Source organism: Massilia phyllostachyos, from assembly GCF_021044825.1.
GTDB lineage: Bacteria > Pseudomonadota > Gammaproteobacteria > Burkholderiales > Burkholderiaceae_D > Telluria > Telluria phyllostachyos.
In genome coordinates this window covers 801,769-827,197 of record NZ_JAJNOC010000001.1, presented here as the reverse complement: position 1 = coordinate 827,197, position 25,429 = coordinate 801,769, and the positions used below count along the sequence as shown (strand labels likewise).

Sequence of the window (25,429 nt, the reverse complement as noted above, 5' to 3'; positions counted from 1 at the left end):
TCGTTTATCTCGATGTCTTTCTCGATTGCTCAGCGGCGGCCGACGAACAGCGCCGCCACCAGCGCCACCAGGCCCACGGCCACCAGCGGGCCGGTCACGGCGAAGGTGAGGAACTTGCTGGCATTGATGATGGCCAGCACCGCGGCCGCCGACAGGAAGCCCAGGCCCACGAACAGCAGCCAGCCGGCGCTGCCCGCCGAGGACGGCGCCACGCGGCGCACCACCAGGTGGTGCACGTAGGCGTTACGCACGAAGAAGTAGACGACCAGCAGGACGATGAACACCACCGCGCCGATGGCCAGGTCGCGGGTGGAGGTATCCGTGGCCGGCACCGGCGCCGTCGTCGTTCCCGGCAGGACCTCGACCGGGCGGCCGGCCGTGTCGGGCGCGGTCTGCGGCAGCGAGTCCTGGGGCGAGGCCGATTCTTCCGGCAGCTTGAAGCCCGGGTCGGACGGGGACGGCGCGGTGGCGGGTGGCTGGGTGCCTTGCATGTGTCTTCTTCCTTTCTTCTTAGCGGCCGAGCCTGACCTGCGCGCCTTCGCGCAGGTCGATCAGCTGGTGACCGAACATCGTGGTTTTCAGTTGCGCCACCTGGGCGCCTGCCTTGTCGTAAATCGGTTGGGTGGTGCCGGGGCGGGCGCGCATGGTGCGCAGTTCGTCCTCGACGGTGACCTGGGCCACGCGCGGGCGGCCGTAGGCATAGGCCGCGGCGCCGGCGGCGGCCAGCAGGGCCAGCGCGACACCGCCCAGCGCCGCCAGCGGCCCCATGCCGTAGTGGACCCGCACCTCGATCGGCAGCACCGCGTTGGATGCCTGCACGGTGGCGGGCGGCGTGAAGATGTCCGGCAGCGGGTCGCCCGGGAACAGCGCCGCCATGCGCTGGCGGAAGGCCTGCGACAGTTCCAGGCGCTGGTTCGCCAGGTGCAGCTCGATCCGTCCCGGCAGCACCCAGGCCGAACCGGATGACTTGAGCGCCGCCATCGACCATTTGTCCGGCAGCTGCGCGACCGGCAGCTCCATGGTGGAGCCGAGCGGCGCCGGCTTGCCGGGGGCGAGGTTGCTGACTTTCGTGTCGGCCAGCGCGATCTTGCGTTCTTCCCCCGCCAGCGCGGAACGGGCGCTGAGCGTGGCCGACGTGATCGTGTACGGATACATCGTGTTTTCCAGCTGCCAGCGGATGCTGGCGCGCGGCGTGCGCGCGTCAGGATCGACGTCGGCGCGCAGGCCGCCGTTCGGAGCCTGCGAGAAAGCCACGCCCGGCGCGTTCTCGACCTGGGCCGGAACCAGGCGCACGGTGTCGCGGTCCAGCGGCTTCAGGCGCGCCGGCTGCTCGGTGATGACGCGGGCGATGCGGCCGGAGGCGAGCAGGCCGTCGAGCGCGCGGCTGCCCTCCTTTCCGACCGCGAAGGCATACACCATCAGGCCGTTGGCGCTGTAGTGCCTGCCCTGGACCGGCATCTTGAGCGGGAAGGCCACCACTTTGTCGATCGCCGCGCCGCGGTGGATCAGCTCATAGAACTCGCGGTTGCGCGCGCTGGTCGCCTGGTCGTTGTTCGGGCTGTTGCGGTTGTTCGTGATCAGCCAGACGATGCCGGGCTTGCCGCCCAGGGCGGAGGTGATCGCGGCTTGCACCGCTTCGCCCAGGTCGGTGTCGGCCAATGCCGTGCTGCTCGGTTTGCGCGCCGTGTCCAGGGTTTCCAGCGCCGCATTCACGCGGACGCGCGTGCTCTTCTCGCCGGCCTTCATCGACAGCAGCGCCTTCGGTGACGGCGCGCCGGGCAGCGATTGGTTGAAGGCCGCCAGCACCAGTGCGTCACCCGGCTGCACCACGGCGCCGGCCAGCGCGCCCACCAGGGGCTTGAACTGCGATTGCGGGTCGCTGTAGAAGGGTTCCATCCAGCCGGAGTTCTGGACCAGGATGACGTGCGGGGTGGCATGCGCGCTTGCCGACACAAACAGGAACAGCGCACAAAGAAATTGGAACGCCGCCATCACGCAGCCCCTCTTCCTTTGTTGTCCTAAAACCGTCGTTCCGGCGAAGGCCGGAACGACGTGCTGAGGGCAACTCGAATCGATAACGTTCGCCATCACGCCAGCTCTTCCAGACGCCACCCGCGCAGCGCATTCCAGTCCGGATGATGCAGCCACAAGCACCCCGCATACACGACCGGCACGCACTCGAGCGGCCGCGCCAAACGCACGATCTCATCCAGGATCACGTTGCGCCGCCCGATCCACTCCACCGTGGTGCGCGGAATCACGCGCTCATGCAGCGCTTCCTCGGCGCGCCCCGTGACCTTGTGGAAGCGCAGCACCAGCCCGCTCGGCTGGCTGCGGTTGTTGTTGAAGGCGCGCAGCAGCGGCAGCACCAGGGTCTCGTCCTGGCCCAGGTCTTCGATGTGCTCGCCCGACCAGGGTTCGTCCACCACTGGATGGCCGCGCCGGAACAGGAAGTTGGCGAAGCCCAGGCGCGCGCCGTCGATCGGCGCGCCCTGCGGGTTGTCGGAACCCAGCTCGAGGAAGGAGTAACCCTGTCCGTCATGGCCGATGTGCCACAGCCGCCCATCGCGGCTCTGGGTCGGCCCGCCGAATTCGAGGCGCGGCTGCCAGCCCATCGGCCAGGGCGTGAACTGCGGCGCCTCGCCGGGACGCCAGGCCAGCTGGCCGGCCTCGTGCAGCCAGAACAGGCGGCCGTCGTAGCCGATCGGGCGCGACCAGCCGGATGCCGGCACGTCGGGACAGGCATATTCCTCGACCTCGCCCGTCTCGGCGCGTGCGCTCCACAGCCGCACGGCGCCCTCCGGGTTGACCAGGCAGGCGATATGGCGGCGCATGGCGCCGGGCGAGGCGACCAGGGGCGCCGCCAGGACCGGCTCGGTGCGGTAAGTCTCGCTGATCGGATTGATCCACAGGCGCATCAAGCCTCCAGACGTCGGCACCAGCGCGACTTCGCCGCGGCGCGGTTCCTGTACCGGCAGCCAGGCATAGTCGGATGTGGTGAAGGCCAGGCTGGCCGCGCCCTCGTCCGGCGTCATCACGTGCCACAGCTGCGCCACCGGGTCCCAGTACTGCAGCACGCCGCGGGTATAGGCCAGCGCCAGCAGGCGCTGCTCGGGGAAGCCGTAGTGGGCGGCGGCGAACACGCAGGTCGAATTCGGCGGCGCCGGCATGCTCACATCCGCGCGGCCGACGTGCGGCGCGGCGGGACGCTCTTCGAGGCTGTCGCCGAGCGGCAGCGAGGTCACCGGCAAGCCGTGCGGCACGTGGCGCGGCAGCATGGCGTCCTGGCCCGGCCCCCACCATCCGGCCAGGCGCGACGGCGTGCCCGGCAGGCGCTCCAGCGGACGGCCGCAGTTGGGGCAGAAGGCGAATCCTTCGGGATAGATGGGCGCGCCATCGGGCCCGCAGGCGCAGGCGCCGGGCAGCGAGGCGCCGAGCAGGCGGGCGACGTCGGGCAGGCGGCCGTGGGCCTGGGCCTGCCAGTCGATGCGGCCCAGTCCTTCGGTCGCCAGCAGTTCGAACTGCCTGCTGCGCTCATCCTCCTGCCAGACGCTGGCAGGGGTTTCCCATCGATATGCCATTCCTGTGCCTACTTCCCGTTTCGCGATGCCATTTGATTGGTTGAAAACCGGCCTGTCGAAGCCCTTGTGCCTGCGCAAATCATAGCGTCCAGAACTGTCGCGCGGCGCGCCGTACATAGGGTAGCGCAGGCTGACACCTCATGGATCAATATTCAGGCCGAAGAGGCCCAAAAACAGGGAACTTTCGGTCGACATACGTATAATGGCGGCCGGATTCCTGCCTTCGATTGCCATGCATACGCCAGTTTCAACGCCCGATCTCCCGCCAGCCGGGGACCTTCCCGACCACGCGATCGACGAGGCCACCGCGCACCTGCGCGACGTGCTCGCCCACGCGATCGAGCACGGGCCGGATCACGCGGCGCTGGTCGTCTTCGACACGCACACGCCGCTGGCGCGCGCGCTGACCGAGGCCTACCGCCGCAACCTGCCCGGCGCCGCCTTCATCGACTTCGACGCGGCCACGCCGGACGCCGTGCTGGCCGCCTTCAAGTCGATGCGGGCGAAAGACCTGGTGGTGCTGGTCCAGTCGACCAACTTCCGACTTGACGGCTTCCGCGTGCGGGTCGAACTGTTCAAGCTGGGCCTGAAGGTGGTCGAGCACGTGCACCTGTCGCGCATGCCGGGACAGCAGTCCGAGCACTACATCGAAGCGCTGGCCTACGATCCTTCTTACTTCCGCGGCACCGGCCGTGCCCTGAAGGGCCGCATCGACGCGGCGCCGCATGCGCGCGTGGTCGGCGGCGGCGAGACGCTTCATTTTTCCTCGCCCTTCGAGCCGGCCAAGCTGAATATCGGCGACTACAGCGAGATGAACAACGTCGGCGGCCAGTTCCCGATCGGCGAAGTGTTCACCGAAGCGCTCGACCTGGAAGCGGTGCATGGCCGCGTGCAGGTGCACGTCTTCGGTGACACCAGTTACCGTTCCAACCATCCCGACGTGCCGGTGACCCTGATCGTCGAACGCGGCCGCGTGGTGGGTACCGAGAACGCGACCCCGGCCTTCCAGGAAGTGCTGGACAAGATCACGCTCGATGAAGGCGAAGTCTGGGTGCGCGAGCTCGGCTTCGGCATGAACCGCGCCTTCACGCGCGAGCGCCGCGTCGACGACATCGGCACCTACGAGCGCATGTGCGGCATCCACCTCTCGCTCGGCGCCAAGCACGGCGTCTACACCAAGCCCGGCTTCAAGCGCAAGGACGCGCGCTACCACATCGACGTGTTCGCGGTGACGGACGCCGTCTACCTGGGCGAGGAGCGCGTCTACGAAGACGGGCACTGGACCTGTTCTTAGAACCTATCCCGGTAGGTGGGGGGAAGTTCATGGCGATGCATGGCGGGCGTGAGCAAGGCGCGAGGAGGCCGCATGGCTGGCCATGCAACGACGAGCAACGCAGCGCACGCCTGCCAGGCGCGGCAGGAACGACTCCCACCTACCGGGATAGGTTCTTAAGCATTCCGCGCTTGCATGTCATGACCTGACTCCGGATACTGATGAGCTGACCACTCACGACACGGAGGCAGGATGGAAGCAGGATTCAAGAGCCGGGCGCTGGCCGTATGCGCACTGGGTAGCGCGGTCTGCATGGGCAGCGCATGGGCACAGGACGCCAACGAAATCGCCCGCATCGAACGCGGCTTGCGTTCCGCGGTCGGCATCCAGGGCGCCAAGCCCGATACCCGCACGCTGGATGCCGAGATGCGCCGCCTGCACGTGCCCGGCGTGAGCGTCGCCGTCATCCGCAACGGCAAGCTCGCCTGGGCCAAGGGCTATGGCGTCGCCGGCCCGAACGGCGCGCCGGTCACGCCGCAGACCCTGTTCCAGGCCGCCTCGATCAGCAAACCGGTGACGGCCATGGCGGCATTGAAGATGGTCGAAACCGGCCAGCTCGATCTCGACGCCGACATCAACACGGCGCTGTCGTCGTGGAAGCTCCCGCCCTCGCCATCCAAGCGCCCCGCCACCCTGCGCCAGCTGCTGTCGCACACGGCCGGCACCACCATCTCGGGCTTCCCCGGCTACGCCGCCAGCGCCCAGGTGCCGACCCTGCTGCAGGTCCTGGACGGCAAGGCGCCCGCCAACACGGGGCCGGTGCGCATCGAAGGCGCGCCGGGCGACGCCTGGAATTATTCGGGCGGCGGCTACACCGTGGTGCAGCAAGCCATGATCGACCGCTCGGGACGCCCCTTCGACGCCGTGCTGGAAGAAACCGTGCTCAAGCCCCTCGGCATGCTGGATTCCAGCTTCGCCCAGCCGCTGCCCGCCGCCCTGCTGGCGCGCGCCGCCGTGCCGCACGACGCGCAGGGCAAGCCGTATACCGGAGGCCCTTATACCTATCCCGAACTCGCCGCCGCCGGCCTTTGGACGACGCCGAGCGACCTGGCGAAGTTCGCGCTGGCGATCCAGGGCGGCGGCGCGCCGGTCCTCTCGACCACCATGCAGCAAACCATGCTGCGCCCGGTGATGAACGACTATGCCCTCGGCCTGAACATCGACGGCAAGGCGCCGCGCCACGCCTTCGCGCACGGCGGCAGCAATATGGGCTACCAGAACACGATGTATGCCTACGTTGCGAAAGGCGACGGCGTGATCGTCATGACCAATGGCGACGCCGGCGGCGAGCTGGCGCAGAGCGTGGTGCGCTCGGTGGCCAGCGAATACCGCTGGCCGACCTACCAGCCCAAGCTGAGAAAAGCGATCACCCTGCCCGCTGCGACCCGCGCCAAACTGGCCGGCCGCTACGAGATCAAGGACCTGGGCGACTTCGAGATCGCCGAACGCGAGGGCAAGCTGATGGTGGCGCTGCGCGACGGCCAGTGGGAACCGCTGCACGCGGAATCGGCGCGCACGCTGTTCGTGCTGTCGCGCGAACTCGAACTGCGCATGGATGGCGGCAATGGCCGGCTGCTGAGCGGGTCCTTCGACGTCGCCTTCAAGAAGGTGAAGTAAGCGGGCAGGCGTCGAGCGGGTCCTGGAGGCGCCGCGCCAGGGTGGCGCGCAGTTTAGCCAGGCCGGCGATGCGCGCGTCGATGTCGTCCAGCTTGCGGCGCAGCGCGGCCTGCAGCGCTTCGCCAGCATTCGCCGGTTCAAGCAGCAGCGGCATGCCGGCCTCGATCTCGGCCAGCGTGAAGCCGAGCGACTGGGCGGCGCGCAGGTAGCACAGCCACTCGACCGCCTCGGGCGGATAGTCGCGGTAGCCGTTATCCAGTCGGCGTGCGTTCAGGAGGCCGCGCGTCTCGTAGAAGCGCAAGGCGTCGCGGCTCAAGCCGGTGGCGGCCGCCAGTTCTCCGATCCGCATGGTCGTCCCTCGAAAAATGCTTGACCCTGGAGTGTACTCGAGGGTTGAGGATGGCGGTTCCTTCACATTCCGGACACCGCCATGCATCTCTCTCCCACCGCCAGCCGCCGCCTCGTGCGCGCCAGCGCCTTGTACGACCTGCTCCTGACCGCCGGCTTCGCCACGCCCTGGACCTTCGCCCTCGTCCATGGCCAGCTCTCGTCCATCAATGTCGCGCTGGGCGGCGCTGCCCTGCCCGCTTTCACATCCTTCCACCTGCTGTTCGCCTGCCTGATGGGCAGCGTCGTGCTGGTGTGGTCGACCCTGCGCATCCTGGAGCCGAGCACGCGCCTGGGCCGCTTCGACGGCGCGGCGCGCTTCCTGTTCACGCTGTGGATGGCCTGGTGCCTGCACGCGACCGGCGCCCCGTTGCTGTGGCTCTTCATCGTGCCGGAGTTCGCATGGGGCGTGGCGCAGTGGTGGCCGGTACGCGACCGCAGCTGACGTTCAGAACCGCATGCGGGCCCCGACATATACCGAGCGCGGCTCGCCCGGCGACAGGATGGCGGCGTTCGGGCTTGATGCCGCCGTCACGCTGTGGCGCGCGATGAAGTCCTTGTCGGCCAGGTTGCGGGCCTCGGCGTACACCTCCCAAGCCTTCGTCGTATAGCCGGCGCGCAGTCCCCACAGCGTGTACGACGGGATCTCGTAGCTGTTGGCGAAGTCGGCGTAGCGCTTGCCGACCACGTCGAGCGTCGGGCCGGCGAAGAAACCTGACGAATTGCGGTACAGCGCCTCGGCGCGCAGCGCATAACGCGGCGCTGCCGGCAGGCGCTTGTCGCCCCAGCGGCGGTCGCCGTCGAAGCGGAAGTGGTTCAGGGTCAGGTTCAGCAGCGGCTCGATGCGGTGGGCGCCGCTCTCGCCCAGCGGCAGGCTGGCGCCGGCCAGGGCCTCGACGCCGGCGTGGATGGTCTTGCCCACGTTCGCCGACAGGCTGGTGCCCGGTGCGGTGGGGTCGTCGACCGACAGGATCTCGTCGCGGATGCGGGCGTAGTACAGCGCCGCCTCCCAGTGCCAGTGACCGCGCCCGAGCGCCTGGCGGCCGCGCGAGCCGACCTCGAAGGAGACGCCCTTCATCGCGTCCAGGGTCTGGTTGTTGCCGGCTTCCTGGTCGTCCATCTGGTAGGTCGTCGGCGCCTCGTACAGGCGGCTGACGTTGGCGAAGACTTCGGCCTGGGGCGCCAGCTGGTAGATCAGGCCCGCGCGCGGGTTGATGCTGTCGAAGTCGGCCGCCGGATCGCGCAGGGCGCCGGTGGCGACCGTCACGTTGCGGATCTGGCGGGTGGACGACACCGCCTGGGCGCCGTAGACCGCGGTCCAGCCGGGCGCGAACTGCCAGCGGTCCATCAGGAAGGCCTCGGTGGCGTGGGCATCGTTGTCGACCAGGGTGGCGAGCGCGGTGCGGCGGCCGCCGTCGTTGCCATAGTTAGCGCCCTCGACCTCGGTGCGGCCGTAGTTCAGGCCCGCCAGCAGTTCATGCGCGCCGCGGCGCTGCTGATAGCGCAAGGAAACGCCGGCGTTGCGCTGCTCGGTGTCGATCAGGAGGCTGAAGAACGGGCTCTGGACGATCGGGTGGTAGAGCTGCTGGGTCTCGTACGAGAAGCCGATGCTCACACTGCTGTCGGCGTCGATGTCCCAGGTGGTCTTGTTGGCGACGCGCGCGGTCTCGACGTTCCACTGGTAGTGGCCGGCGGCCGCTGCCGCCTGCGCCTGGCGCGGATCGCGCCGCCATTCGTCGCGCGTCAGCACGCCCGGCAGCTCTTCGTCGTTCTTGACGTAGTCGAGGTAGAAGCGGGTGCGCACGCTGTCGCTCAGCTTCCAGCCGCCGTTGGCGTAGGCGGCGCGGCGCTGCTGGTTGTTGTGGCCGCGGTAGCCGTCGCGGTCCTTGGCTTCCAGCGACAGCAGGCCGTCGACGTTGCCGGAGGCGCCGGCCGCCGTGACTCTCGCCTGGCGCTGGCCGAAGCTGCCGGCATTCACCGACACTTCCAGCGGCGCCGAATCGAGGCCCGTGGGCGAGATGAGATCGATCGCGCCGCCGAGCGTGCTGGCGCCGTAGGTCAGCGCATTGGCGCCGCGCGCGATCACGATGTGGCGCGCGCTGAGCGGGTCGACGAAGCGGTTGTGGTTGTTGCCGTCGGCGGCCGTCACCGGCAGGCCGTCCTGCAGCAGCTTGACGCCGCTGTTGTCGTAGTCGACGGCGTCGAGGTTGGAGCCGCGGATCGACAGGAAGGTCGCGTCGCTGCCGGAGCTGCTCGCCGACCACACGCCGGGCACGAAGCGCAGCATGTCGGCGGTGGTGGAGACGTTGCGCTGCGCGATCTGGTCGCGGTCCAGCAGGGTCACGGCGCCGGGAGTGCGCGCCTGTTCGGCTTCCAGGTCCTTGCGCGACTGGTCGGGTGCTTCCCCGGTGACGACCACCGAGGGCACGGTGTTCGTGTCCTGGGTCTGGGCAAAGGCCGCGGCATGCAGGCAGAGAAGCGCGGGGATGAGGCTGAGTCGAAGTGTGTTGTTCATGTTGTTGTTTGTTGTATTGTTCAGGTTCAGGAAGCGCGCAAGCGGCTCCATAGCGTTTCGCAGAAGGCGGCAATGAGCATCGAGGCGCCGAGCAGCGGGAAGACCAGGCCCAGCGCAACGGCGATGGCGACCACGCCGGCGGCAAGCCGGTCGCCGTCCTTGCGCTGCGGCGCGGCCAGGCGGCCGGCGGGACGGCGTTTCCACCACATCGCCACGCTGCTCACGCACAGCAGCATCAGGGCGATGCAGCCGGCCAGCATCAGGAGCTGGTTGGGCAGGCCGTACTCGAGGCCCTGGTGCACGCTGATGCCCCAGTCGGTGACGCGGGCCACCGCGCCCACGTCCTGCGGCTTGACGTCCATCAGCGCCCTGCCGCTGTACTGGTCGAGGTGGATGACGCGCAGGCCGGCGTCGGCGCTGCGCAGACGCACGGCGCTGTACACGCCTTCCGGACCGTTCGGCAGCACCAGCCGGTAGCCGCCCTTCAGGCCGGCCGCCGCGAACACGGCTTGTGCGTGGTCGATGCCGATCGCGCCCTGCGCCGCCGGCGCGGCATGCACCGGCATGTCATGGCCATGATGGGCATCCGGCGGCGTGGAGGCCGGCATCGGCTGTCGTTCCAGGCTCCACGACACCTCACCGATCGACCCCATCGGCACGGTGGAACGCGGCGCGCCGAACCAGACGCCGACCGGCGTGCCGAGTCCCTTCGAAGTCAGCCAGCCATTGACCTGGGAACCCCAGACCAGCGACCACGGCATGCCGCTCAAGGCCAGGAACAGGATCACGACTGCGGAAAAGGCGCCGGTGACGGCGTGCAGGTCGCGCCACCACACCCGGCCGCTGGCCTGCGGACGGATGCGCACCACGCCGGCCTTGCGCCCGCGCGGCCACCACAGATAGGCGCCGCTCAGCACCAGCACGATGACCCAGCCGGCCACGATCTCGATCAGCGCATTGCCGACGTTGCCGGCGACGGTGAGCGAATGGATGCGCTTCACCAGCGGCATCAGGCGGTCGGTTTCCAGGATGCTGCCGGCCACCTGTCCGGTAGCGGGGTCGAGGAAGACCTGGCGCACCGTGCCGCCCTGCTGCACGTCCACCTGCACCGTGTGACGCGCATCCTGCGGCCAGACCAGCGCGCGCGCCTGGCCAGGCTCGGCGCGCAGGGCCTGCTCGACCAGCCGCCCCGCCGGCAGCGTGGCGGCGGCGGTGTCGGAGCGCAGCAGCAGGTTCGACAGCATCACCTCGTCGACCTGCTTGTTGAACAGGTAGACCGAACCGGTCAGGGCCAGCAGGAAGATGAAGGGCAGGCACAGCAGGCCGGCGAAGAAATGCCAGCGCCACACGCGTCGATACAGGCTTGAATCGGGCGGCGCCGTGCGCTCGCTTGCAGCCGGCATCATTTGTGACCGTGGCCGCCGGCGGCCAGGCCGCGCACCGGCGCGCTGACCTGGACCGGCGTGCGCTTGCCGTCGCGGGTTTCGATCATCAAGGTCACGGGCACGGTGTCGCCCTCGCGGACTTGTTTCGTCAGGTTCAGGAACATGATGTGATAGCCGCCCGGCTTGAGCGCCACGCTCTGCCCTGCCGGCAGCTCGATGGCCTGCACCTGGCGCATGCGCATCACGTCGCCTTCCATCGACATCTCGTGGATCTCGACGTCGGGCGTGAGCGGCGAGTTGGCGGACACCAGGCGCGCGGGGACCGGCGACTGCAGCTGCATGAAGGCGCCGGTGGCTTTTTGCTGGGGCACGGTGGCGCGCACCCACGGGTCCTTGACAGTGATTTGGGCGTTGGCAGCGCTCGCGAACAGAGCGGTGGCGGCGGCGAACAGGGCAATGATGGTTTTCATGTGCGTTTCCTTGGCGACGTAGTTCATCGGGATTTGAGCAGCGTGCGGATGTCCGCGGCGTATTCCTGGGCGCCCAGCGCATGCGCCAGCTGGAGCCGCAGGCGGCCTTGCGGGTCGTAGATGTAGCTGCTGGCCGTATGGTCCATGCTGTACGAGGAGCCGGTGGGCACCTTGCGGTACATGGCGGCGAAGGACCTGGCGGTTTCGGCGGTGCGCTCCGGCGTGCCGTACAGGCCGAGGAAGGTCGGGTCGAAGGCGGCCGTGTAGGCCTTCAGCACTTCCGGCGTGTCGCGTTCCGGATCGACGGTGATGAAGACGACCTGCAGGCGCTCGGCGTCGTCCTTGCCGAGCAGGCGCTTGACCTCGACGGCGCGCGAGAGCGCGGTCGGGCAGACGTCCGGGCATTGCGTATAGCCGAAGAAGACGGCCACCACCTTGCCGCGGAAATCGGCCAAGGTGCGCTCCTTGCCGTCGGGGTCGGTCAGGCGGAAATCCTTGCCGATAGATGCACCCGTCACGTCGTTGCCGTGGAAAGACGGAGGGGTATTGCGGTCGCAGGCGCCGAGCAGGAGCGTGCAGCCGAGAAGGCCGGCCAGCAGCAGCTGGCGGCGCAGGGTAAAACTTTGCATATTGTTTATCCGGTTGAGATGCGGGCGCCCGCAAACGGACCTCGCTCAATGGCGGTCCACATGCTCAGGGCGACTCGATGCGCGAACGGTCGGCGATACGGGCGGCAACCGGCCTGGCCGGCGCGGCTGCATGCGATATGGGTGACGGACCGTTTCGCGTGCGCGAAACTCAGGCGCGGGCAGGCGGACCGCGGGCCGGAAGTGGAGCGCCGGCTGGCGCGTGATAGCGCGACGGCGAAAAGTGGAGCGGCGCGGCGAACGTGGAGACCGGCGCCGGCAAGGACATATACGGGGCCGGCGGCGCGCCCACGACGGGAAGACAGAGCGGACAATCGAGCGAAGCCTGGCTGGCCGTCACGACCTGGCCGTCGGCATCGATAACGACAGCCTTCCTGCCCTCATGTGAACACAGCAGCACCAGCGTCTGCGGCGAAATCACCGGCGACGCCACCGCGACACCGACGGTCAGCATGAACCACGCCAGTACGAGGCGGGTCAGCGTGAGCGATGTGCGGAGGATGTGCATGATTGGCAATTGTGGGACAGCGGGCGATGGTCTGTCAAACGGCGCGCGAACTGGTAGCGCGGCGACGGCGCTAGAATAGCCTTTTCTCACGGATCCTGCTGCCATGCTGACTGCCCTGCAACGCGCCGAGTACGAGCGCGACGGTTTCATCGTCATCCCGGACTTCAAGAGCCTCGACGAGATCGCGCTACTGCGCCGCCGCGCCGAGGAAATCGTCGACGCCTTCGACCCGAACGAATCGCGCGCCATCTTCACGACCAGGGACCAGGAGCGCGCCAGCGACGCCTGGTTCCTCGGCTCGGACAACACGGTGCGCTGCTTCTTCGAGGAAGAAGCATTCGGCCCGGACGGCCGGCTGCGCCAGCCCAAGGCGCTGTCGATCAACAAGATCGGGCACGCGATGCATGATCTCGACCCGGTGTTCGAAGCGTTCACGCACGACCCGAAACTGGCGGCCGTAGCGCGTGACCTCGGCCTGGAAAATCCGCAGGTCTGGCAGTCGATGTACATCTTCAAGCAGCCCGGCATCGGCGGCGAGGTGCGCTGGCATCAGGACGCGACCTTCTTCGACAGCGACCCGATCACGGTCACCACCTTCTGGTTCGCGCTGGAAGATGCGACGGTCGATAATGGTTGCTTGTGGGCGGAACCGGGCGGGCACCTCGGCCCGCTGCGAGAGCGTTTCCTGCGCGACGGCGACAGCATCACCATGGAAAAGCTGGACAGCACGCCGTGGCCTGACGACAGCACGGCGGTGCCGCTGGAAGCCAAGGCCGGCACCCTGGTCTGCTTCCACGGCCTGCTGCCCCACTACAGCGCGCCGAACCGCTCGCCGGTGTCGCGGCATGCGTTCACGCTGCATGCGACCGACGCTGGCGCACGCTACTCGTCGCGTAACTGGATCCAGCGCGACGAGAGCCTGCCAGTGCGCGGCTTCAACCCTCTCTAGCCCGAAAGAAATACCATGGGGAGCAATCGACATGATCCGTCCACCTCGGGCATGCTGCAAGAAGCATCGGATCAAGGCGCCGGTGCCGCCGTGGCCCCTGCCGGAGGGCGGACCAGGGCGCATCGGCCCTAAGGGCCGGCAAGGTTTCCCGTTGATTCACTCTCCGGCTCCGGGCCGCGCGTCTTGCCCGACGGCGGCGACAGCTTCACGGATTTGCCGCTGCGCGCCGACGCATAGATCGCCTCGATCACGCGCTGGTCCTGCAAGCCCTCTTCGCCCGGCGTGTGCGGCTCCTGGTTCTTGCGCACGCACTGCGCGAAGTGGTCGAGTTCCCTGGCGAACTGGTTGCCCTCCTCGATCTGCAGTTCGGCCGTGTGCTCCTTGCCCTCCACCTGGCGCGAGATCCGCAGCTTGTTCCCTTCGTAGGCATAAGCAGGGCTCATCTCCGCCCACGCCGTATCGGCATTGAGCCGGAACATCTGTGACTTGTGCGAGCTGTACCCGGTCGAGCACGACGCCGTGAAGCCGCTCGGGAAGCGCAGGATGAACTGGCAGTGCTCCTCGACTTCCTCGAAGCGCGCATCGCCCGGCGTCGACCAGGTGTTGCCGATCACGTCGACCGGCTCTTCCCCGCTCAGGAAACGCGCCTCGTTGATGCAGTACAGCCCCACGTCCGGCAGCGCGCCGCCGCCGGCGAGCGCACGCTTCAGGCGCCAGTGCTGCGGGTCGCCCATGTTCTGCGAATTCACCGAGATGAACTCGCGCAGCGGTCCGAACCTGCCTTCGCGGATCATCTTCAGCAGCGCGCGATCGAGCGGAGAATACTGGCGTCGATAGGCGATCATCAGCTTGCGGCCGGCCTGCCGGCAAGCGTCGATCATCTGTTCGCATTCGGCCACCGTGTTGGCCATCGGCTTCTCGCACAGCACGTGCTTGCCGGCGCGGGCGGCGCGGATCGTGTACTCGGCGTGCATGCTGTTCGGCAGGGCGATGTAGACGCCCTCTACCGCCGGCATCTGCGCCAGCTTGTCGTAGTCGCGGTAGTCGAGCACCGCGCTCTCGGGGATGTCGTACTGCTTCGCAATCTTGAGGGCCTTGGCGCGGTCGCCGCTGACCAGGACTACCGGCTTGCAGTGTTTGCTGTGGGCGAAAGCCGGCAGCACTTCGTTGACCGAGATGCGGCCCACGCCGACGATGGCGATGCCGACCCGCTGGTCCCGCGGGTCGCCCGGCGGCGCGGTCTTTTCCGGCTTTTCGCTGCTGGTTTCGATGGGCGGGAACACGATATCGAGCTCAATGGCAAAAGAAGGAAGCACATCCTCGCACAAGCGTGTCCACGCCAGCGTTCGATTGCCTTGCCCCCGGTCCGGGGAAGCCCCCGCCTACATCACGCTCACCCAGCCGCCCTTGTACAGGATCGGTCCGCTCGGTCCGTTCGGATCGGGCGAGCCGCCTTGCGGTTCGAGGCTGACCGCCAGCAGCGCGACGTCGGCGCCGATCGCCTGCGTCGTCAGCGGCAGGGTCAGTTCCCGGCCCGCTCCCAGCACGCCGAGCGATCGCGGCTTGCCCTGCTGCGGCACCGCCCACAGTTGCAGCGCACGGTCCGCGGCAAGGGGCTGGGGCTCGACCAGCCGCACGGTCAAGGTCTTGCGTTCGCGGTCGGCCGTCACCAGCAGCGCGGTGCGGGCCTGCGCGTCGGTCAGCGTGGCGATGGCGTCGACCGCGGGCGTGCGCGGTTCCTGCAGCACCGTCACGAGCAGCAGCGCAGCGACCATGCTCGAGACCACGCCGAGGCTGCGCCACCAGGCCAGCGCGCCGCCGCGCCAGAACTGCCAGGCCGGCGCCGGCGCGCGCAGCCCGAGACGGGTCTCGATGGCGCGCCAGACCTGCATGCGCGGCGCGACCGGCGGCACGAACTCGGCCATCGCGCCGATGCGGTCGCGCCACTCGGCCACCGTGCGGCGCAGGGCGGCGTCGCCATGCATCAGGCCTTCGAAACGGCGCCGCGCCCGGCCGCGCAGGGTGCCGAGCACATATTCCGCCGCCAGCCGCTCACGCAGCACTTCCTTGCCGCGCAGGTTCATGCGGTCCTCCCGCCGGTCAGGCAGGCATGCAGCCGCACGAGGCCGCGGCGGATCCAGGTCTTGACGGTCCCTACCGGCAGCGCCAGCCGGCGCGCCACGTCGCCGTGCGACAGGTCATGGAAGAAGGCAAGGCCGATGACGTCGCGCTGCTTTTCCTCGAGCACCGCCAGGCAGGCTGCCAGCGCCCTGGCTTCGCTGCTGAGCTCGAACGCATCGGCGGGATTCGCCCCCATATCGCGCGCGCCGGCCATCACGCGCTGGTCGAAGTCGCCCGCATCGAGGTCGACCTCCTCGCCCGCGCGGCGCAGCAGGTCGAAGGACTTGTTGCGCACGATTGTCGTCATCCAGGTCATGGGCGCCGACATGCTGTTCTGGTACTCGTTGGAGTGGTTCCAAATCGCAATGAAACTTTCCTGGAGCACTTCCTCAGCCAGTTCAGGGCGACGCACGATGCGCAGGGCCAGGCCGAACAGTCGCGGCGAACAGGCGTCGTAGAGCTGGCGGAAGGCAGGCGCATCTTTCTGTGCGGCGCCGCGAATCCAACTATTCAGTTCTAATGCATTTGGCAGATTTGATGATTGAACCACGTGCCCGCCTTGTCTCTGGAATCGATATTTGACATCTTTACTTTTGTTTTGGCAATACTCAGTGGCGAAATTAACATATTTACCATTTAATCATGTAAGAAAATAAATTGAATCCAATTCAATCGGGCCTGCGTATATACATCATGGCTGCCGTCACCCGTCGTGCCGGCCGCAATCCCGCCGCTTCGCCCATCAGTGGAGATAACAACATCATGAGGAGAAAAACCATGCAATCCGTAAGCAAGCACACCCGCTGGGCCGCCGCCATCCTGTCCGGCGCGGCCCTCGCCGCACTGGCCATGCCCGCCGCGGCGTCCAGCCACCGCGAGGCGCCGTTCCTGACCAATGCGCCGAAGGTCGACGGCACCGACTTCTACCTGTTCCGCAGCTATGCGCCGGGACGGGAAGGCTACGTGACGATGATCGCCGACTTCATTCCCTTCCAGGATCCCCAGGGCGGACCGAACTTCTACCAGTTCGACCAGAACGCGCTGTACGAGATCCACGTCGACAACAACGGCGACGCCAAGGAAGACATCTCCTTCCAGTTCCGCTTCAAGAACACCTCCAAGCGCACCGCCCTGAACGTGGGCGGCAAGCAGGTCCTGATCCCGCTGATCAATTCGAACACCGTCAGCGGCGTCAACCCGGCCTCGCTGAACGTGCGCGAGACCTACACCATCGACATGGTCAAGGGCGACCGCCGCAGCGGCACCCGCACCCGCCTGGCCGCGGCCACCGGCGGCGCCACCGAATTCGACAAGCCGGTCGACAACATCGGCGAGAAGACCTTCGGCAGCGGCGCCGCCTACGAGACCTATGCCAGCGCCCACATCCATGAAGTGAACATTCCCGGCTGCGGCGCCGCGCGCGTCTTCGTCGGTCAGCGCAAGGAACCGTTCTATATCGCCGTCGGCAAGATCTTCGACCTGGTCAACCTGAATCCGCTGGGCGCCGAAGTCAACGGCAACAAGAACGACCTGGAAAACAAGAATGTCAGCGCGATCGCCCTCGAAGTGCCGATCTCCTGCCTGACCGTGGCCGGCGAGCCGGTGATCGGCGCCTACGCCACCGCCAGCATGCGCCAGGGCCGCCTGATCAACCCGGCGCCGGCCAGCGGCATCAACAACGCGGTGAAGGAAGGCGGCGCCTGGGCCCAGGTCTCGCGCCTCGGCATGCCGCTGGTGAACGAAGTCATCATCGGCATGGACGACAAGGACCGTTTCAATACGTCGAAGCCGAAGGATGATGCGCAGTTCCTCACCTACGTCACCAACCCGACCCTGCCGGCCCTGATCGAAACCCTGTTCCCGTCGGCCAAGGCGCCCACCAACTTCCCGCGCAACGACCTGGTCACCGCCTTCCTGAAGGGCATCCCGGGCGTGAACCAGCCGAAGAACGTGGTGGCCTCCGAAATGCTGCGCCTGAACACCGCCATCGCGCCGACCGCGCTGGCCGCGCAGAATCCGATGGGCGTGGCGGCGGGCGACAATGCGGGCTTCCCGAACGGACGCCGCCCCGGCGACGACATCGTCGACATCGCGCTGCGCGTGTCGATGGGCGCCCTGTGCGCGCTGACCGGCGCCAACGATGCGCTCGGCGTCGGCTGCAAGCCGTCGGACGCCCCGGCCGGCGGCCTGGCCCTGACCGACGGCGTGCGCAAGAACGCCGCCGCGTTCAAGCCGGCCTTCCCCTATCTGAACGCCCCGCTGCCGGGCAACCAGTAAGGAGCGCGCCATGACGACCAAGCATCCGAACTGGCGCCTGCGCGCCGCCGCCGTGGCGCTGGCAAGCGCCGCGGCGCTTGCCGCCTGCGGCGGCCACCACGACCATCCGCACCCGCCGCCCGCGGGCGGGGGCGGCGCCACCACGCCGCCGCCGGTGGCGAGCGACTCCTTCTTCTCGCTGGTCGCCGCGCGCGTGGCCTCGCTGCTGGATAACGACGAACCCGTCGCGATCGATGCGGTGACGGTCACCACGCCCGAGGACACCGAGCCGCAGGCGCTGCCCGCAACTTGAAGAGCCGCACCGCGGGAGCGCAGTCCGGCTCCCGCCTATCCTGTCTGGAGACCCGATGAGCGCACGTTGCTACGCGCCCCTGCTGCTTGCCGCCCTGGCGGTATGCCACAGCGCACGCGCCGAACCCTACCTGCCGGCCAGCGGCGCCCAGGTGCTGGAGCGCCTGCCCGCTCGCCTCGACCCGGTCCAGCGCGAGCTGGCCCGGCTGCGCGCCGACCTGGCCGCCAGTCCCGCCGACCTCGCACGCGCCACAGCACTGGCCCAACGCTACATCGAGCAGGCCCGCCGCGACGGCGATCCGCGCTACCTCGGCTACGCCCAGGCCGCCCTGGCGCCGTGGTGGAACCAGCCGCGCACGGCCGCCCCGGCCGAGGTGCTGGTGCTGCGCGCCACGCTGGCGCAGAGCACCCATGATTTCGGCGCGGCGCTGGCCGACCTCGACGAGGTGCTGCGCCGCGACGGCGCCAATGCCCAGGCCTGGCTGACCCGCGCCACCATCCTGCTGGTGACGGGCGACTATCCCGCCGCGCGCGCCAGTTGCGCGCGCCTGCTGGGACGCGCTCCGGATCTGGTGCTGCAAACCTGCCTGGCCTCGGTCGGCAGCGTCAGCGGCCAGGCCCGCGCCAGCTACCGGAACCTGCAGCGCATCCTGGCGGCGCGGCCGGATGCCGCCGTCCCCCTGCGCGCCTGGGCCGCCACCCTGCTGGGGGAAATGGCCGAGCGCCTCGGCGAACACGGCGCCGCCGAGGCCCACTTCCGCACGGCCATGCAGGCCGACCCGGAAGACAGCTACCTGCAGGCCGCGTATGCCGACTTCCTGCTCGAGCGCGGCCGCGCGCCGGAGGTGGCGCGCCTGCTCGCCGCCCGCACCGCCAACGACGCCCTGCTGCTGCGCCATGCGCTCGCGCTGCAGGCGACCAGGTCGCCGCAGGCGGCGCAGCAGCGCGCCGTCCTGCGCGCCCGTTTCGAGGCCGCGCGGCGCCGCGGCGACACCGTGCACCGCCGCGAGGAGGCACGCTTCGCGCTGGAACTGGCCGGCGATCCGCGCGAAGCGGTGCGCCTGGCCAAATTGAACTGGGCGGTGCAGAAGGAGCCGGCCGACCTGCGCATCCTGGCAAAAGCCGCTGCGGCCAGCGGCGACGCCGACGCCGCGCGCCTGGTGCGCGACTGGCTGCGCCGCAGCCGGATCGAAGACCGCCTGCTCGACGCCGTTCCCGGCGCGCGCGCGGCATGATGCGGCGCTGGATTGCCCTGCTCGGGGCCTGCGCCGCGCTGCTGTGCGCCGCACCGGCCATGGCCCACAAGCCCAGCGACAGCTACCTGAACCTGGAAGTGAAGGGGCAGCGCATCGAGGGCCGCTGGGACATCGCCCTGCGCGACCTCGAGATGGCGGTCGGCGTCGACGGCGACGGCGACGGCAACCTCACCTGGGACGAGGTGCGGGCCCGCCACGACGCCATCGCCGCTTATGCGCTGGCGCATCTGAAGCTGGCCTCCGGCGGCCAGGATTGCCCGCTGCAGGTGACGCGCCAGCTGGTCGACCACCACACCGACGGCGCCTATACGGTGCTGATGCTGAGCGGCGCCTGCGCCGCGCCGGTCGACACGCTGACGGTCGACTACACCCTGCTGGCGGAGTTCGACCCGCAGCACAAGGGCCTGCTGGCGCTGAAGAACGGCGCCACCACCAGCACCGCGATCCTGGAACCCGGGCGCGCGCGCCAGGACCTGGCGGTGGCCGGACCCGGCCGCTGGCGCCAGTTCGCGGAATACGTCCGGCAAGGCGTCTGGCATATCTGGATCGGCTTCGACCACATCCTGTTCCTGCTGTCGCTGCTGCTGCCGGCGGTGCTGCTGTACCGCGAACGCGCATGGGTCGGCCGCGACGGGCTCAAGCCCGCCGCCTTCGACGTGATCCGCATCGTGACCGCCTTCACGGTGGCCCACTCGATCACGCTCACCCTGGCCGCGCTGGGCGTGCTGGCGCTGCCTTCACGCCTGGTCGAATCGCTGATCGCGGCCTCGGTCATCGTGGCGGCCCTGAACAATATCCGGCCGCTCTACCAGCGCGCCCGGGTGCTGTTCGCCTTCGGCTTCGGCCTGCTGCACGGCTTCGGCTTCGCCAGCGTGCTGGCCGACCTCGGCCTGCCGCAGGACGCTTTACTCACCTCGCTGGTCGGATTCAACGTGGGCGTGGAACTGGGCCAGCTGGCCATCGTCGCCGTGTTCCTGCCGCTCGCCTACCTGCTGCGCAACGGGCTGTTCTACCGCCGCCTCATCATGCTGGGCGGCTCGGCGACGATCGCCCTGGTCGCCGCGGCCTGGCTGGCGGAGCGCGCCCTCGACCTGCGTTTGCCGGCTTGGTCGACGCTGTTCGCATGAGCACCGGACCATGCCGCTCACATGCATATGCACGATGTATCAGCTTTTTTACAATTCCCCTGAGCATTGCTTTAAAGGTAAAGCTAGAATACTTTTTCTTATTCCAATTAAAATTTCAGGGGAAATATGATACGTCTGCCCTTTGGACTGGCAGCGCTGTGCCTCACCGCCTCCGCTTTCGCCGCCCAGCCTTTCGACGACAAGTTCCGCCAGCTCGACGAGCTGCTGCCGACCCCGGGTACGGTCCGTACCGCTTCCGGCGCTCCCGGCCATGCCTACTGGCAGCAGCGCGCGGACTATTCGATCCGCGCCAAGCTGGACGAAGCCAACCGCAGCTTGAGCGGGTCCGGCACCATCACGTACTACAACAATTCCCCTGACACCCTGAAATACCTCTGGCTGCAGCTCGACCAGAACATCTACAAGAAGGATTCGGGCGCCCGCACCACTGCGGCGCTGCCGTCGCGCGAAGCCTGGGCCCAGGCCCGCGGTCCGGAACAGGGCGTGAAGTTCGACGCCATCCGCACCCTGCTGGAAGGGAACGCCTTCGACGGCGGCTTCAAGATCAGCAATGTGCGCGACGGCGGCCGCCAGCTGAAGCACACCATCAATGGCACCATGATGCGCATCGACCTGCCGACCCCGCTGAAGCCGGGTGGGCGCGTGTCGTTCAGCCTCGACTGGTCCTACAACATCAACGAACAGAAGATCCTGGGCGGCCGCTCGGGTTACGAGAAGTTCGACGACAAGAACGACCTGTTCGAGATCGCCCAGTGGTTCCCGCGCATGGCGGCCTACTACGACGTCTACGGCTGGCAGCACAAGCAGTTCCTGGGCGCCGGCGAATTCACGCTGGAATTCGGCGACTACGACGTGCAGATCACCGTCCCGTCCGACCACATCGTCGCCTCCACCGGCGAACTGCAGAACCCGGGCGAGGTATTGAGCGCGGCCCAGCGCGACCGCCTGCGCCAGGCCAAGACCGCCAAGAAGCCGGTCATCATCGTGACCCAGGCCGAAGCCGAAGCCGCCGAGAAGGTCCGTGCCAACGGCACCAAGACCTGGCACTTCAAGGCCAAGAACGTGCGCGACTTCGCCTTCGCTTCCAGCCGCAAGTTCATCTGGGACGCGCAGGGCATCAAGTCGGGCAATACCGACGTGATGGCGATGTCCTACTACCCGAAAGAGGGCAACCCGCTGTGGGAAAAATACTCCACCGCGTCGATCATCCACACCATCGAGCAGTACAACAAGTACTCCTTCGACTATCCGTACCCGACCTCGATCTCGGTGAACGGCCCGGTCGGCGGCATGGAATACCCGATGATCACCTTCAACGGTCCGCGTCCGGTCAAGGACAAGAAGACCGGCGAACTGACCTATTCGAAGCGCACCAAGTATGGCCTGATCGGCGTGATCATCCACGAAGTCGGCCACAACTACTTCCCGATGATCGTCAACTCGGACGAGCGCCAGTGGACCTGGATGGACGAGGGCATCAACTCCTTCGTGCAGTCGCTGGCCCAGGAAGCCTGGGAAGAAGGCTGGGACGAGATGCGCGGCGACCCGCGCACCATCGTCGGCTACATGCGCAGCCAGAACCAGGTCCCGATCATGACCAACTCCGAGTCGCTGCTGCAGTTCGGTAACAACGCCTACGCCAAGCCGGCCGCCGCGCTGAACGTGCTGCGCGAGACCATCCTGGGTCGCGAACTGTTCGACTTCGCCTTCAAGGAATACGCCGAGCGCTGGAAGTTCAAGCGCCCGACCCCGGCCGACTTCTTCCGCACCATGGAAGACGCGTCGGGCACGGACCTCGACTGGTTCTGGCGCGGCTGGTTCTACACCACCGACGCGGTGGACATCAGCATCGACGGCATCAGTGAGTACACGATCAGCAGCAAGGATCCTGAAGTCGAGAAGGCCCTGGCGCGTGCCCGCAAGCAGTCGGAGCCGATCTCGATCACCGACCAGCGCAACAAGGGCATGGTCCGCAAGGTCGACCAGCAGCCGGATCTGAAGGATTTCTACAACCAGAACGACGACTTCACCGTCACCAACAAGGATCGCAACGCGTACAACGAAAGCTATGCGGCCCTGGAAGACTGGGAGAAGGCCCTGCTCAAGGAAGGCAAGCACTTCTACCTGGTCGACTTCTCGAACAAGGGCGGCCTGGTGATGCCACTGATCGTCGAACTGACTACCCAGAGCGGCAAGAAGTACATCGAGCGCATCCCGGCCGAGATCTGGCGCTACTCGCCGAAGAAGGTGACTAAGCTGTTCATCACCGACGAGCCGATCGTGGCCCTGACCCAGGACCCGTACTGGGAGACCGCCGACATCGACGTGTCGAACAACTCGTGGCCGGCAAAAGCCACCCCGTCGCGCCTGGAGCTGTTCAAGACCAACCGCGACATGGGCACCAACCTGATGCGCGACTTCAACACCAAGCTGAAACCGGCTGGCCAGAAGGAAGCGGCTGAAGCACCGAAGGCCGAGTAATCGTCTAAACGATATGTAGCGATAACGGCAGGGCACCGAAGTGCCCTGCCGTTTGTTTATGAAGACCCGATATCAAATTCGCATGAAGACCAAACACCTGCAGGCGGCCCTGAGCGCTGCCCTCTTCGCCGGCGCTGCCCATGCTGCGCAGCCCTTCGACGACAAGTTCCGTCAGCTCGACGAGCTGCTGCCGACCGCCACCGACACCCGCACCGCTTCCGGCGCCCCGGGCCACCGCTACTGGCAGCAGCGCGCGGACTACCGCCTGCGCGCCACCCTGGACGAAGCGAAGCGCGCGATCACCGGCTCCGGCACCGTCACCTACACGAACAATTCGCCGGACACCCTCTCCTACCTGTGGGTGCAGCTGGACCAGAACATGTTCCGCAACGATTCGGACAACCGCCGCATCGCCTCCCTGCCCTCGCGCGACGCCTGGCAGGCGCGCGGCGCCGATGGCGTGAAGTTCGACACCCTGCGCTCGGTCCTGGACCAGCACCGCTTCGACGGCGGCATCAACGTCACCAGCGTCACGGACGCCGGCGGCCGCCCGCTGCGCCACACGGTCAACAAGACCATGATGCGCATCGACCTGCCGACGCCGCTCAAGCCGGGCGCACGCGTCTCCTTCAACCTGGCATGGACCTTCAACATGCCCGAAGCGAACGTCGTCGGCCGCCGTACGGGTTTCGAGAAGTTCGACGACGGTAACGACATCTACCTGTCGGCCCAGTGGTTCCCGCGCATGGCGGCCTACTACGACGTCAAGGGCTGGCAGCACAAGCAGTACATGGGCGACGGCGAGTTCACGCTGGAGTTCGGCGACTACGACGTGCAGCTGACCGTCCCGGCCGACCACATCGTGGCCTCGACCGGCGAACTGACGAACGCCGCCAGCGTGCTCACCGCCGCCCAGCGCGACCGCCTGCGCCAGGCGCGCACTTCCAGGAAGCCGGTCATCATCGTCACCCAGGCCGAAGCCGAAGCGGCCGAGAAGGCGCGTTCGAAAGCCACCAAGACCTGGCACTTCAAGGCCAAGGACGTGCGCGACTTCGCCTTCGCCTCGAGCCGCAAGTTCATCTGGGACGCCCAGGGCGTCAAGAGCGGCAACAAGGACGTGCTGGCCATGTCCTACTACCCGAAAGAGGGCAACCCGCTGTGGGAGAAGTATTCGACCGCCGCCGTCATCCACACCCTCGAGCAGTACAACAAGTATTCCTTCGACTACCCCTATCCGACAGCGATCTCGGTGAACGGCTCGATCGGCGGCATGGAATACCCGATGATCTCGTTCAACGCCGGCCGCCCGGTCAAGGACAAGAAGACCGGCGAGATCACCTACAGCAAGGGCACCAAGTATGGCCTGATCAGCGTGATCATCCACGAGGTCGGCCACAACTACTTCCCGATGATCGTCAACTCGGACGAGCGCCAGTGGACCTGGATGGACGAGGGCCTGAACAGCTTCCTGCAGTTCCTGGCCGAGGAAGCCTGGGAAGACAACTACCCGGCGCGCCGCGGCGAGGCGCGCCACATCGCCGACTACATGCGCAGCGCCAACCAGGTGCCGATCATGACCAACGCCGAGTCGACCCTCCAGCGCGGCAACAACGCCTACGCCAAGCCGGCCACCGCCCTGAACATCCTGCGCGAGACCATCCTCGGCCGCGAGCTGTTCGACTTCGCCTTCAAGGAATACGCCGAGCGCTGGAAGTTCAAGCGCCCGACCCCGGCCGACTTCTTCCGCACCATGGAAGATGCCTCGGGCACGGACCTCGACTGGTTCTGGCGCGGCTGGTTCTACACCACCGACGCGGTGGACATCAGCGTCGACGGCATCAGCGAATACACCATCAGCACCAAGGACCCGGAGATCGAGAAGGCCTGGCAGCGCGCGCGCCGCCAGGCCGAGCCAACGCCGGTGATCGACCAGCGCAACAAGGGCATGACCCGCCGCGTCGACACCAATCCGGAGCTGAAGGACTTCTACAACGAGAACGACGACTTCACCGTCACCAACAAGGACCGCAACGCCTACAACGAGACCTACGCCGGCCTGGAAGACTGGGAAAAGGCGCTGCTCAAGGAAGGCAAGCGCTTCTACCTGGTCGACTTCTCGAACAAGGGCGGCCTGGTGATGCCGCTGATCGTCGAGATCACGACCCAGAGCGGCAAGAAGACCATCGAACGCATCCCGGCCGAGATCTGGCGCTACTCGCCGAAGAAGGTGACCAAGCTGTTCATCAGCGACGAACCGATCGTCAGCGTGGTGCAGGACCCGTACTGGGAGACCGCCGACATCGACGTGTCGAACAACGCCTGGCCGGCCAAGCCGACCCCATCGCGCCTGGAGCTATTCAAGACCAACCGCGATGCGGGATCGAATCTGATGCGCGACTTCGCCACGCCGCTGAAAAAACCGGCTGAGGCGAAACCTGTCGAGAAAAAGGCCGGGGAATGACC

General features: G+C 67.5%; 22 protein-coding genes. 10 read left to right on the top strand and 12 right to left on the bottom strand.

What is annotated here, in order from left to right:
* Window positions 1-29: 29 nt before the first annotated feature.
* The 3 genes from LQ564_RS03545 to LQ564_RS03535 all read right to left on the bottom strand — a co-directional run bounded on the left by LQ564_RS03545 (window position 30) and on the right by LQ564_RS03535 (window position 3,581).
* Complete coding sequence (locus tag LQ564_RS03545; protein ID WP_231056692.1) at window positions 30-491, bottom strand: hypothetical protein; 462 nt, start codon at window positions 489-491, stop codon at window positions 30-32.
* A 19-nt stretch (window positions 492-510) separates the two neighbouring features.
* A complete protein-coding gene (locus LQ564_RS03540) occupies window positions 511-1,992 on the bottom strand; it encodes a hypothetical protein (RefSeq protein WP_231056691.1) in 1,482 nt (493 codons plus the stop codon).
* A 95-nt stretch (window positions 1,993-2,087) separates the two neighbouring features.
* Window positions 2,088-3,581, bottom strand: a complete 1,494-nt coding sequence (locus LQ564_RS03535) for a hypothetical protein (RefSeq protein WP_231056690.1) — start codon at window positions 3,579-3,581, stop codon at window positions 2,088-2,090.
* Between the two features lie 232 nt (window positions 3,582-3,813).
* Here LQ564_RS03535 and LQ564_RS03530 point away from each other — a divergent pair, with 232 nt between their 5' ends.
* A complete protein-coding gene (locus LQ564_RS03530) occupies window positions 3,814-4,875 on the top strand; it encodes a M29 family metallopeptidase (RefSeq protein WP_231056689.1) in 1,062 nt (353 codons plus the stop codon).
* Between the two features lie 231 nt (window positions 4,876-5,106).
* Entirely contained in the window at window positions 5,107-6,531 is a 1,425-nt protein-coding gene (locus LQ564_RS03525) for a serine hydrolase domain-containing protein (protein ID WP_231056688.1), read from the top strand.
* On the opposite strand, the gene LQ564_RS03520 is transcribed toward LQ564_RS03525, so the two are convergent.
* Window positions 6,515-6,880, bottom strand: a complete 366-nt coding sequence (locus LQ564_RS03520; RefSeq protein WP_231056687.1) for a MerR family transcriptional regulator — start codon at window positions 6,878-6,880, stop codon at window positions 6,515-6,517. The genes LQ564_RS03525 and LQ564_RS03520 overlap by 17 nt on opposite strands.
* An 81-nt stretch (window positions 6,881-6,961) precedes the next feature.
* Between LQ564_RS03520 and LQ564_RS03515 the strand changes: the two genes are divergently transcribed.
* On the top strand, window positions 6,962-7,363 hold the full coding sequence (locus tag LQ564_RS03515) for a hypothetical protein (RefSeq protein WP_231056686.1): 402 nt from the start codon (window positions 6,962-6,964) through the stop codon (window positions 7,361-7,363).
* A 3-nt stretch (window positions 7,364-7,366) separates the two neighbouring features.
* Here the strand turns inward: LQ564_RS03515 and LQ564_RS03510 are convergent, their stop codons facing one another.
* The 5 genes from LQ564_RS03510 to LQ564_RS03490 form a co-directional block, all read right to left on the bottom strand.
* A complete protein-coding gene (locus tag LQ564_RS03510) occupies window positions 7,367-9,433 on the bottom strand; it encodes a TonB-dependent receptor family protein (protein WP_231056685.1) in 2,067 nt (688 codons plus the stop codon).
* A gap of 26 nt (window positions 9,434-9,459) precedes the next feature.
* A complete protein-coding gene (locus LQ564_RS03505) occupies window positions 9,460-10,839 on the bottom strand; it encodes a PepSY-associated TM helix domain-containing protein (protein WP_231056684.1) in 1,380 nt (459 codons plus the stop codon).
* Window positions 10,836-11,288: a copper chaperone PCu(A)C gene (locus tag LQ564_RS03500; RefSeq protein ID WP_231056683.1), complete on the bottom strand. Its 453-nt coding sequence runs from the start codon at window positions 11,286-11,288 to the stop codon at window positions 10,836-10,838. The genes LQ564_RS03505 and LQ564_RS03500 overlap by 4 nt, the downstream gene beginning before the upstream one ends.
* A 23-nt stretch (window positions 11,289-11,311) precedes the next feature.
* A complete protein-coding gene (locus tag LQ564_RS03495; protein WP_231056682.1) occupies window positions 11,312-11,917 on the bottom strand; it encodes an SCO family protein in 606 nt (201 codons plus the stop codon).
* A 169-nt stretch (window positions 11,918-12,086) separates the two neighbouring features.
* A complete protein-coding gene (locus LQ564_RS03490) occupies window positions 12,087-12,443 on the bottom strand; it encodes a DUF2946 domain-containing protein (RefSeq protein WP_231056681.1) in 357 nt (118 codons plus the stop codon).
* Window positions 12,444-12,546: 103 nt separating this feature from the next.
* Between LQ564_RS03490 and LQ564_RS03485 the strand changes: the two genes are divergently transcribed.
* Window positions 12,547-13,392, top strand: a complete 846-nt coding sequence (locus LQ564_RS03485; protein ID WP_231056680.1) for a phytanoyl-CoA dioxygenase family protein — start codon at window positions 12,547-12,549, stop codon at window positions 13,390-13,392.
* 128 nt (window positions 13,393-13,520) lie between these two features.
* On the opposite strand, the gene LQ564_RS03480 is transcribed toward LQ564_RS03485, so the two are convergent.
* The 3 genes from LQ564_RS03480 to LQ564_RS03470 all read right to left on the bottom strand — a co-directional run bounded on the left by LQ564_RS03480 (window position 13,521) and on the right by LQ564_RS03470 (window position 16,063).
* Window positions 13,521-14,675 (bottom strand): Gfo/Idh/MocA family protein, encoded by a 1,155-nt coding sequence (locus LQ564_RS03480; RefSeq protein ID WP_231056679.1) that lies wholly within the window; start codon window positions 14,673-14,675, stop codon window positions 13,521-13,523.
* A gap of 99 nt (window positions 14,676-14,774) precedes the next feature.
* Window positions 14,775-15,476 (bottom strand): anti-sigma factor, encoded by a 702-nt coding sequence (locus tag LQ564_RS03475; RefSeq protein ID WP_231056678.1) that lies wholly within the window; start codon window positions 15,474-15,476, stop codon window positions 14,775-14,777.
* Complete coding sequence (locus LQ564_RS03470) at window positions 15,473-16,063, bottom strand: RNA polymerase sigma factor (RefSeq protein WP_288380509.1); 591 nt, start codon at window positions 16,061-16,063, stop codon at window positions 15,473-15,475. The genes LQ564_RS03475 and LQ564_RS03470 overlap by 4 nt, the downstream gene beginning before the upstream one ends.
* Window positions 16,064-16,290: 227 nt before the next feature.
* Between LQ564_RS03470 and LQ564_RS03465 the strand changes: the two genes are divergently transcribed.
* The 6 genes from LQ564_RS03465 (at window position 16,291) to LQ564_RS03440 (ending at window position 25,427) form a co-directional block, all read left to right on the top strand.
* Window positions 16,291-17,790, top strand: coding sequence for a DUF4331 domain-containing protein (locus tag LQ564_RS03465; protein ID WP_231056677.1), 1,500 nt, complete (start codon window positions 16,291-16,293; stop codon window positions 17,788-17,790).
* A 10-nt stretch (window positions 17,791-17,800) separates the two neighbouring features.
* Window positions 17,801-18,082, top strand: a complete 282-nt coding sequence (locus tag LQ564_RS03460) for a hypothetical protein (protein ID WP_231056676.1) — start codon at window positions 17,801-17,803, stop codon at window positions 18,080-18,082.
* Between the two features lie 55 nt (window positions 18,083-18,137).
* Window positions 18,138-19,316 carry a tetratricopeptide repeat protein gene (locus LQ564_RS03455; protein WP_231056675.1) on the top strand — a complete coding sequence of 393 codons (1,179 nt, stop codon included), beginning with the start codon at window positions 18,138-18,140 and terminating at the stop codon, window positions 19,314-19,316.
* Window positions 19,313-20,464, top strand: a complete 1,152-nt coding sequence (locus LQ564_RS03450; protein ID WP_231056674.1) for a HupE/UreJ family protein — start codon at window positions 19,313-19,315, stop codon at window positions 20,462-20,464. The genes LQ564_RS03455 and LQ564_RS03450 overlap by 4 nt, the downstream gene beginning before the upstream one ends.
* 126 nt (window positions 20,465-20,590) lie before the next feature.
* Window positions 20,591-22,966 carry a M1 family metallopeptidase gene (locus LQ564_RS03445; protein ID WP_231056673.1) on the top strand — a complete coding sequence of 792 codons (2,376 nt, stop codon included), beginning with the start codon at window positions 20,591-20,593 and terminating at the stop codon, window positions 22,964-22,966.
* Between the two features lie 82 nt (window positions 22,967-23,048).
* Window positions 23,049-25,427 carry a M1 family metallopeptidase gene (locus LQ564_RS03440; protein ID WP_231056672.1) on the top strand — a complete coding sequence of 793 codons (2,379 nt, stop codon included), beginning with the start codon at window positions 23,049-23,051 and terminating at the stop codon, window positions 25,425-25,427.
* The last annotated feature ends 2 nt before the right edge of the window (window positions 25,428-25,429 follow it).

Bases quoted from the DNA above. Each gene is read 5' to 3' on its own strand.
- LQ564_RS03545 (WP_231056692.1), bottom strand. From the start codon at position 491: ATGCAAGGCACCCAGCCACCCGCCACCGCGCCGTCCCCGTCCGACCCG.
- LQ564_RS03540 (WP_231056691.1), bottom strand. From the start codon at position 1,992: ATGGCGGCGTTCCAATTTCTTTGTGCGCTGTTCCTGTTTGTGTCGGCA.
- LQ564_RS03535 (WP_231056690.1), bottom strand. From the start codon at position 3,581: ATGGCATATCGATGGGAAACCCCTGCCAGCGTCTGGCAGGAGGATGAG.
- LQ564_RS03530 (WP_231056689.1), top strand. From the start codon at position 3,814: ATGCATACGCCAGTTTCAACGCCCGATCTCCCGCCAGCCGGGGACCTT.
- LQ564_RS03525 (WP_231056688.1), top strand. From the start codon at position 5,107: ATGGAAGCAGGATTCAAGAGCCGGGCGCTGGCCGTATGCGCACTGGGT.
- LQ564_RS03520 (WP_231056687.1), bottom strand. From the start codon at position 6,880: ATGCGGATCGGAGAACTGGCGGCCGCCACCGGCTTGAGCCGCGACGCC.
- LQ564_RS03515 (WP_231056686.1), top strand. From the start codon at position 6,962: ATGCATCTCTCTCCCACCGCCAGCCGCCGCCTCGTGCGCGCCAGCGCC.
- LQ564_RS03510 (WP_231056685.1), bottom strand. From the start codon at position 9,433: ATGAACAACACACTTCGACTCAGCCTCATCCCCGCGCTTCTCTGCCTG.
- LQ564_RS03505 (WP_231056684.1), bottom strand. From the start codon at position 10,839: ATGATGCCGGCTGCAAGCGAGCGCACGGCGCCGCCCGATTCAAGCCTG.
- LQ564_RS03500 (WP_231056683.1), bottom strand. From the start codon at position 11,288: ATGAAAACCATCATTGCCCTGTTCGCCGCCGCCACCGCTCTGTTCGCG.
- LQ564_RS03495 (WP_231056682.1), bottom strand. From the start codon at position 11,917: ATGCAAAGTTTTACCCTGCGCCGCCAGCTGCTGCTGGCCGGCCTTCTC.
- LQ564_RS03490 (WP_231056681.1), bottom strand. From the start codon at position 12,443: ATGCACATCCTCCGCACATCGCTCACGCTGACCCGCCTCGTACTGGCG.
- LQ564_RS03485 (WP_231056680.1), top strand. From the start codon at position 12,547: ATGCTGACTGCCCTGCAACGCGCCGAGTACGAGCGCGACGGTTTCATC.
- LQ564_RS03475 (WP_231056678.1), bottom strand. From the start codon at position 15,476: ATGAACCTGCGCGGCAAGGAAGTGCTGCGTGAGCGGCTGGCGGCGGAA.
- LQ564_RS03465 (WP_231056677.1), top strand. From the start codon at position 16,291: ATGCAATCCGTAAGCAAGCACACCCGCTGGGCCGCCGCCATCCTGTCC.
- LQ564_RS03460 (WP_231056676.1), top strand. From the start codon at position 17,801: ATGACGACCAAGCATCCGAACTGGCGCCTGCGCGCCGCCGCCGTGGCG.
- LQ564_RS03455 (WP_231056675.1), top strand. From the start codon at position 18,138: ATGAGCGCACGTTGCTACGCGCCCCTGCTGCTTGCCGCCCTGGCGGTA.
- LQ564_RS03450 (WP_231056674.1), top strand. From the start codon at position 19,313: ATGATGCGGCGCTGGATTGCCCTGCTCGGGGCCTGCGCCGCGCTGCTG.
- LQ564_RS03445 (WP_231056673.1), top strand. From the start codon at position 20,591: ATGATACGTCTGCCCTTTGGACTGGCAGCGCTGTGCCTCACCGCCTCC.
- LQ564_RS03440 (WP_231056672.1), top strand. From the start codon at position 23,049: ATGAAGACCAAACACCTGCAGGCGGCCCTGAGCGCTGCCCTCTTCGCC.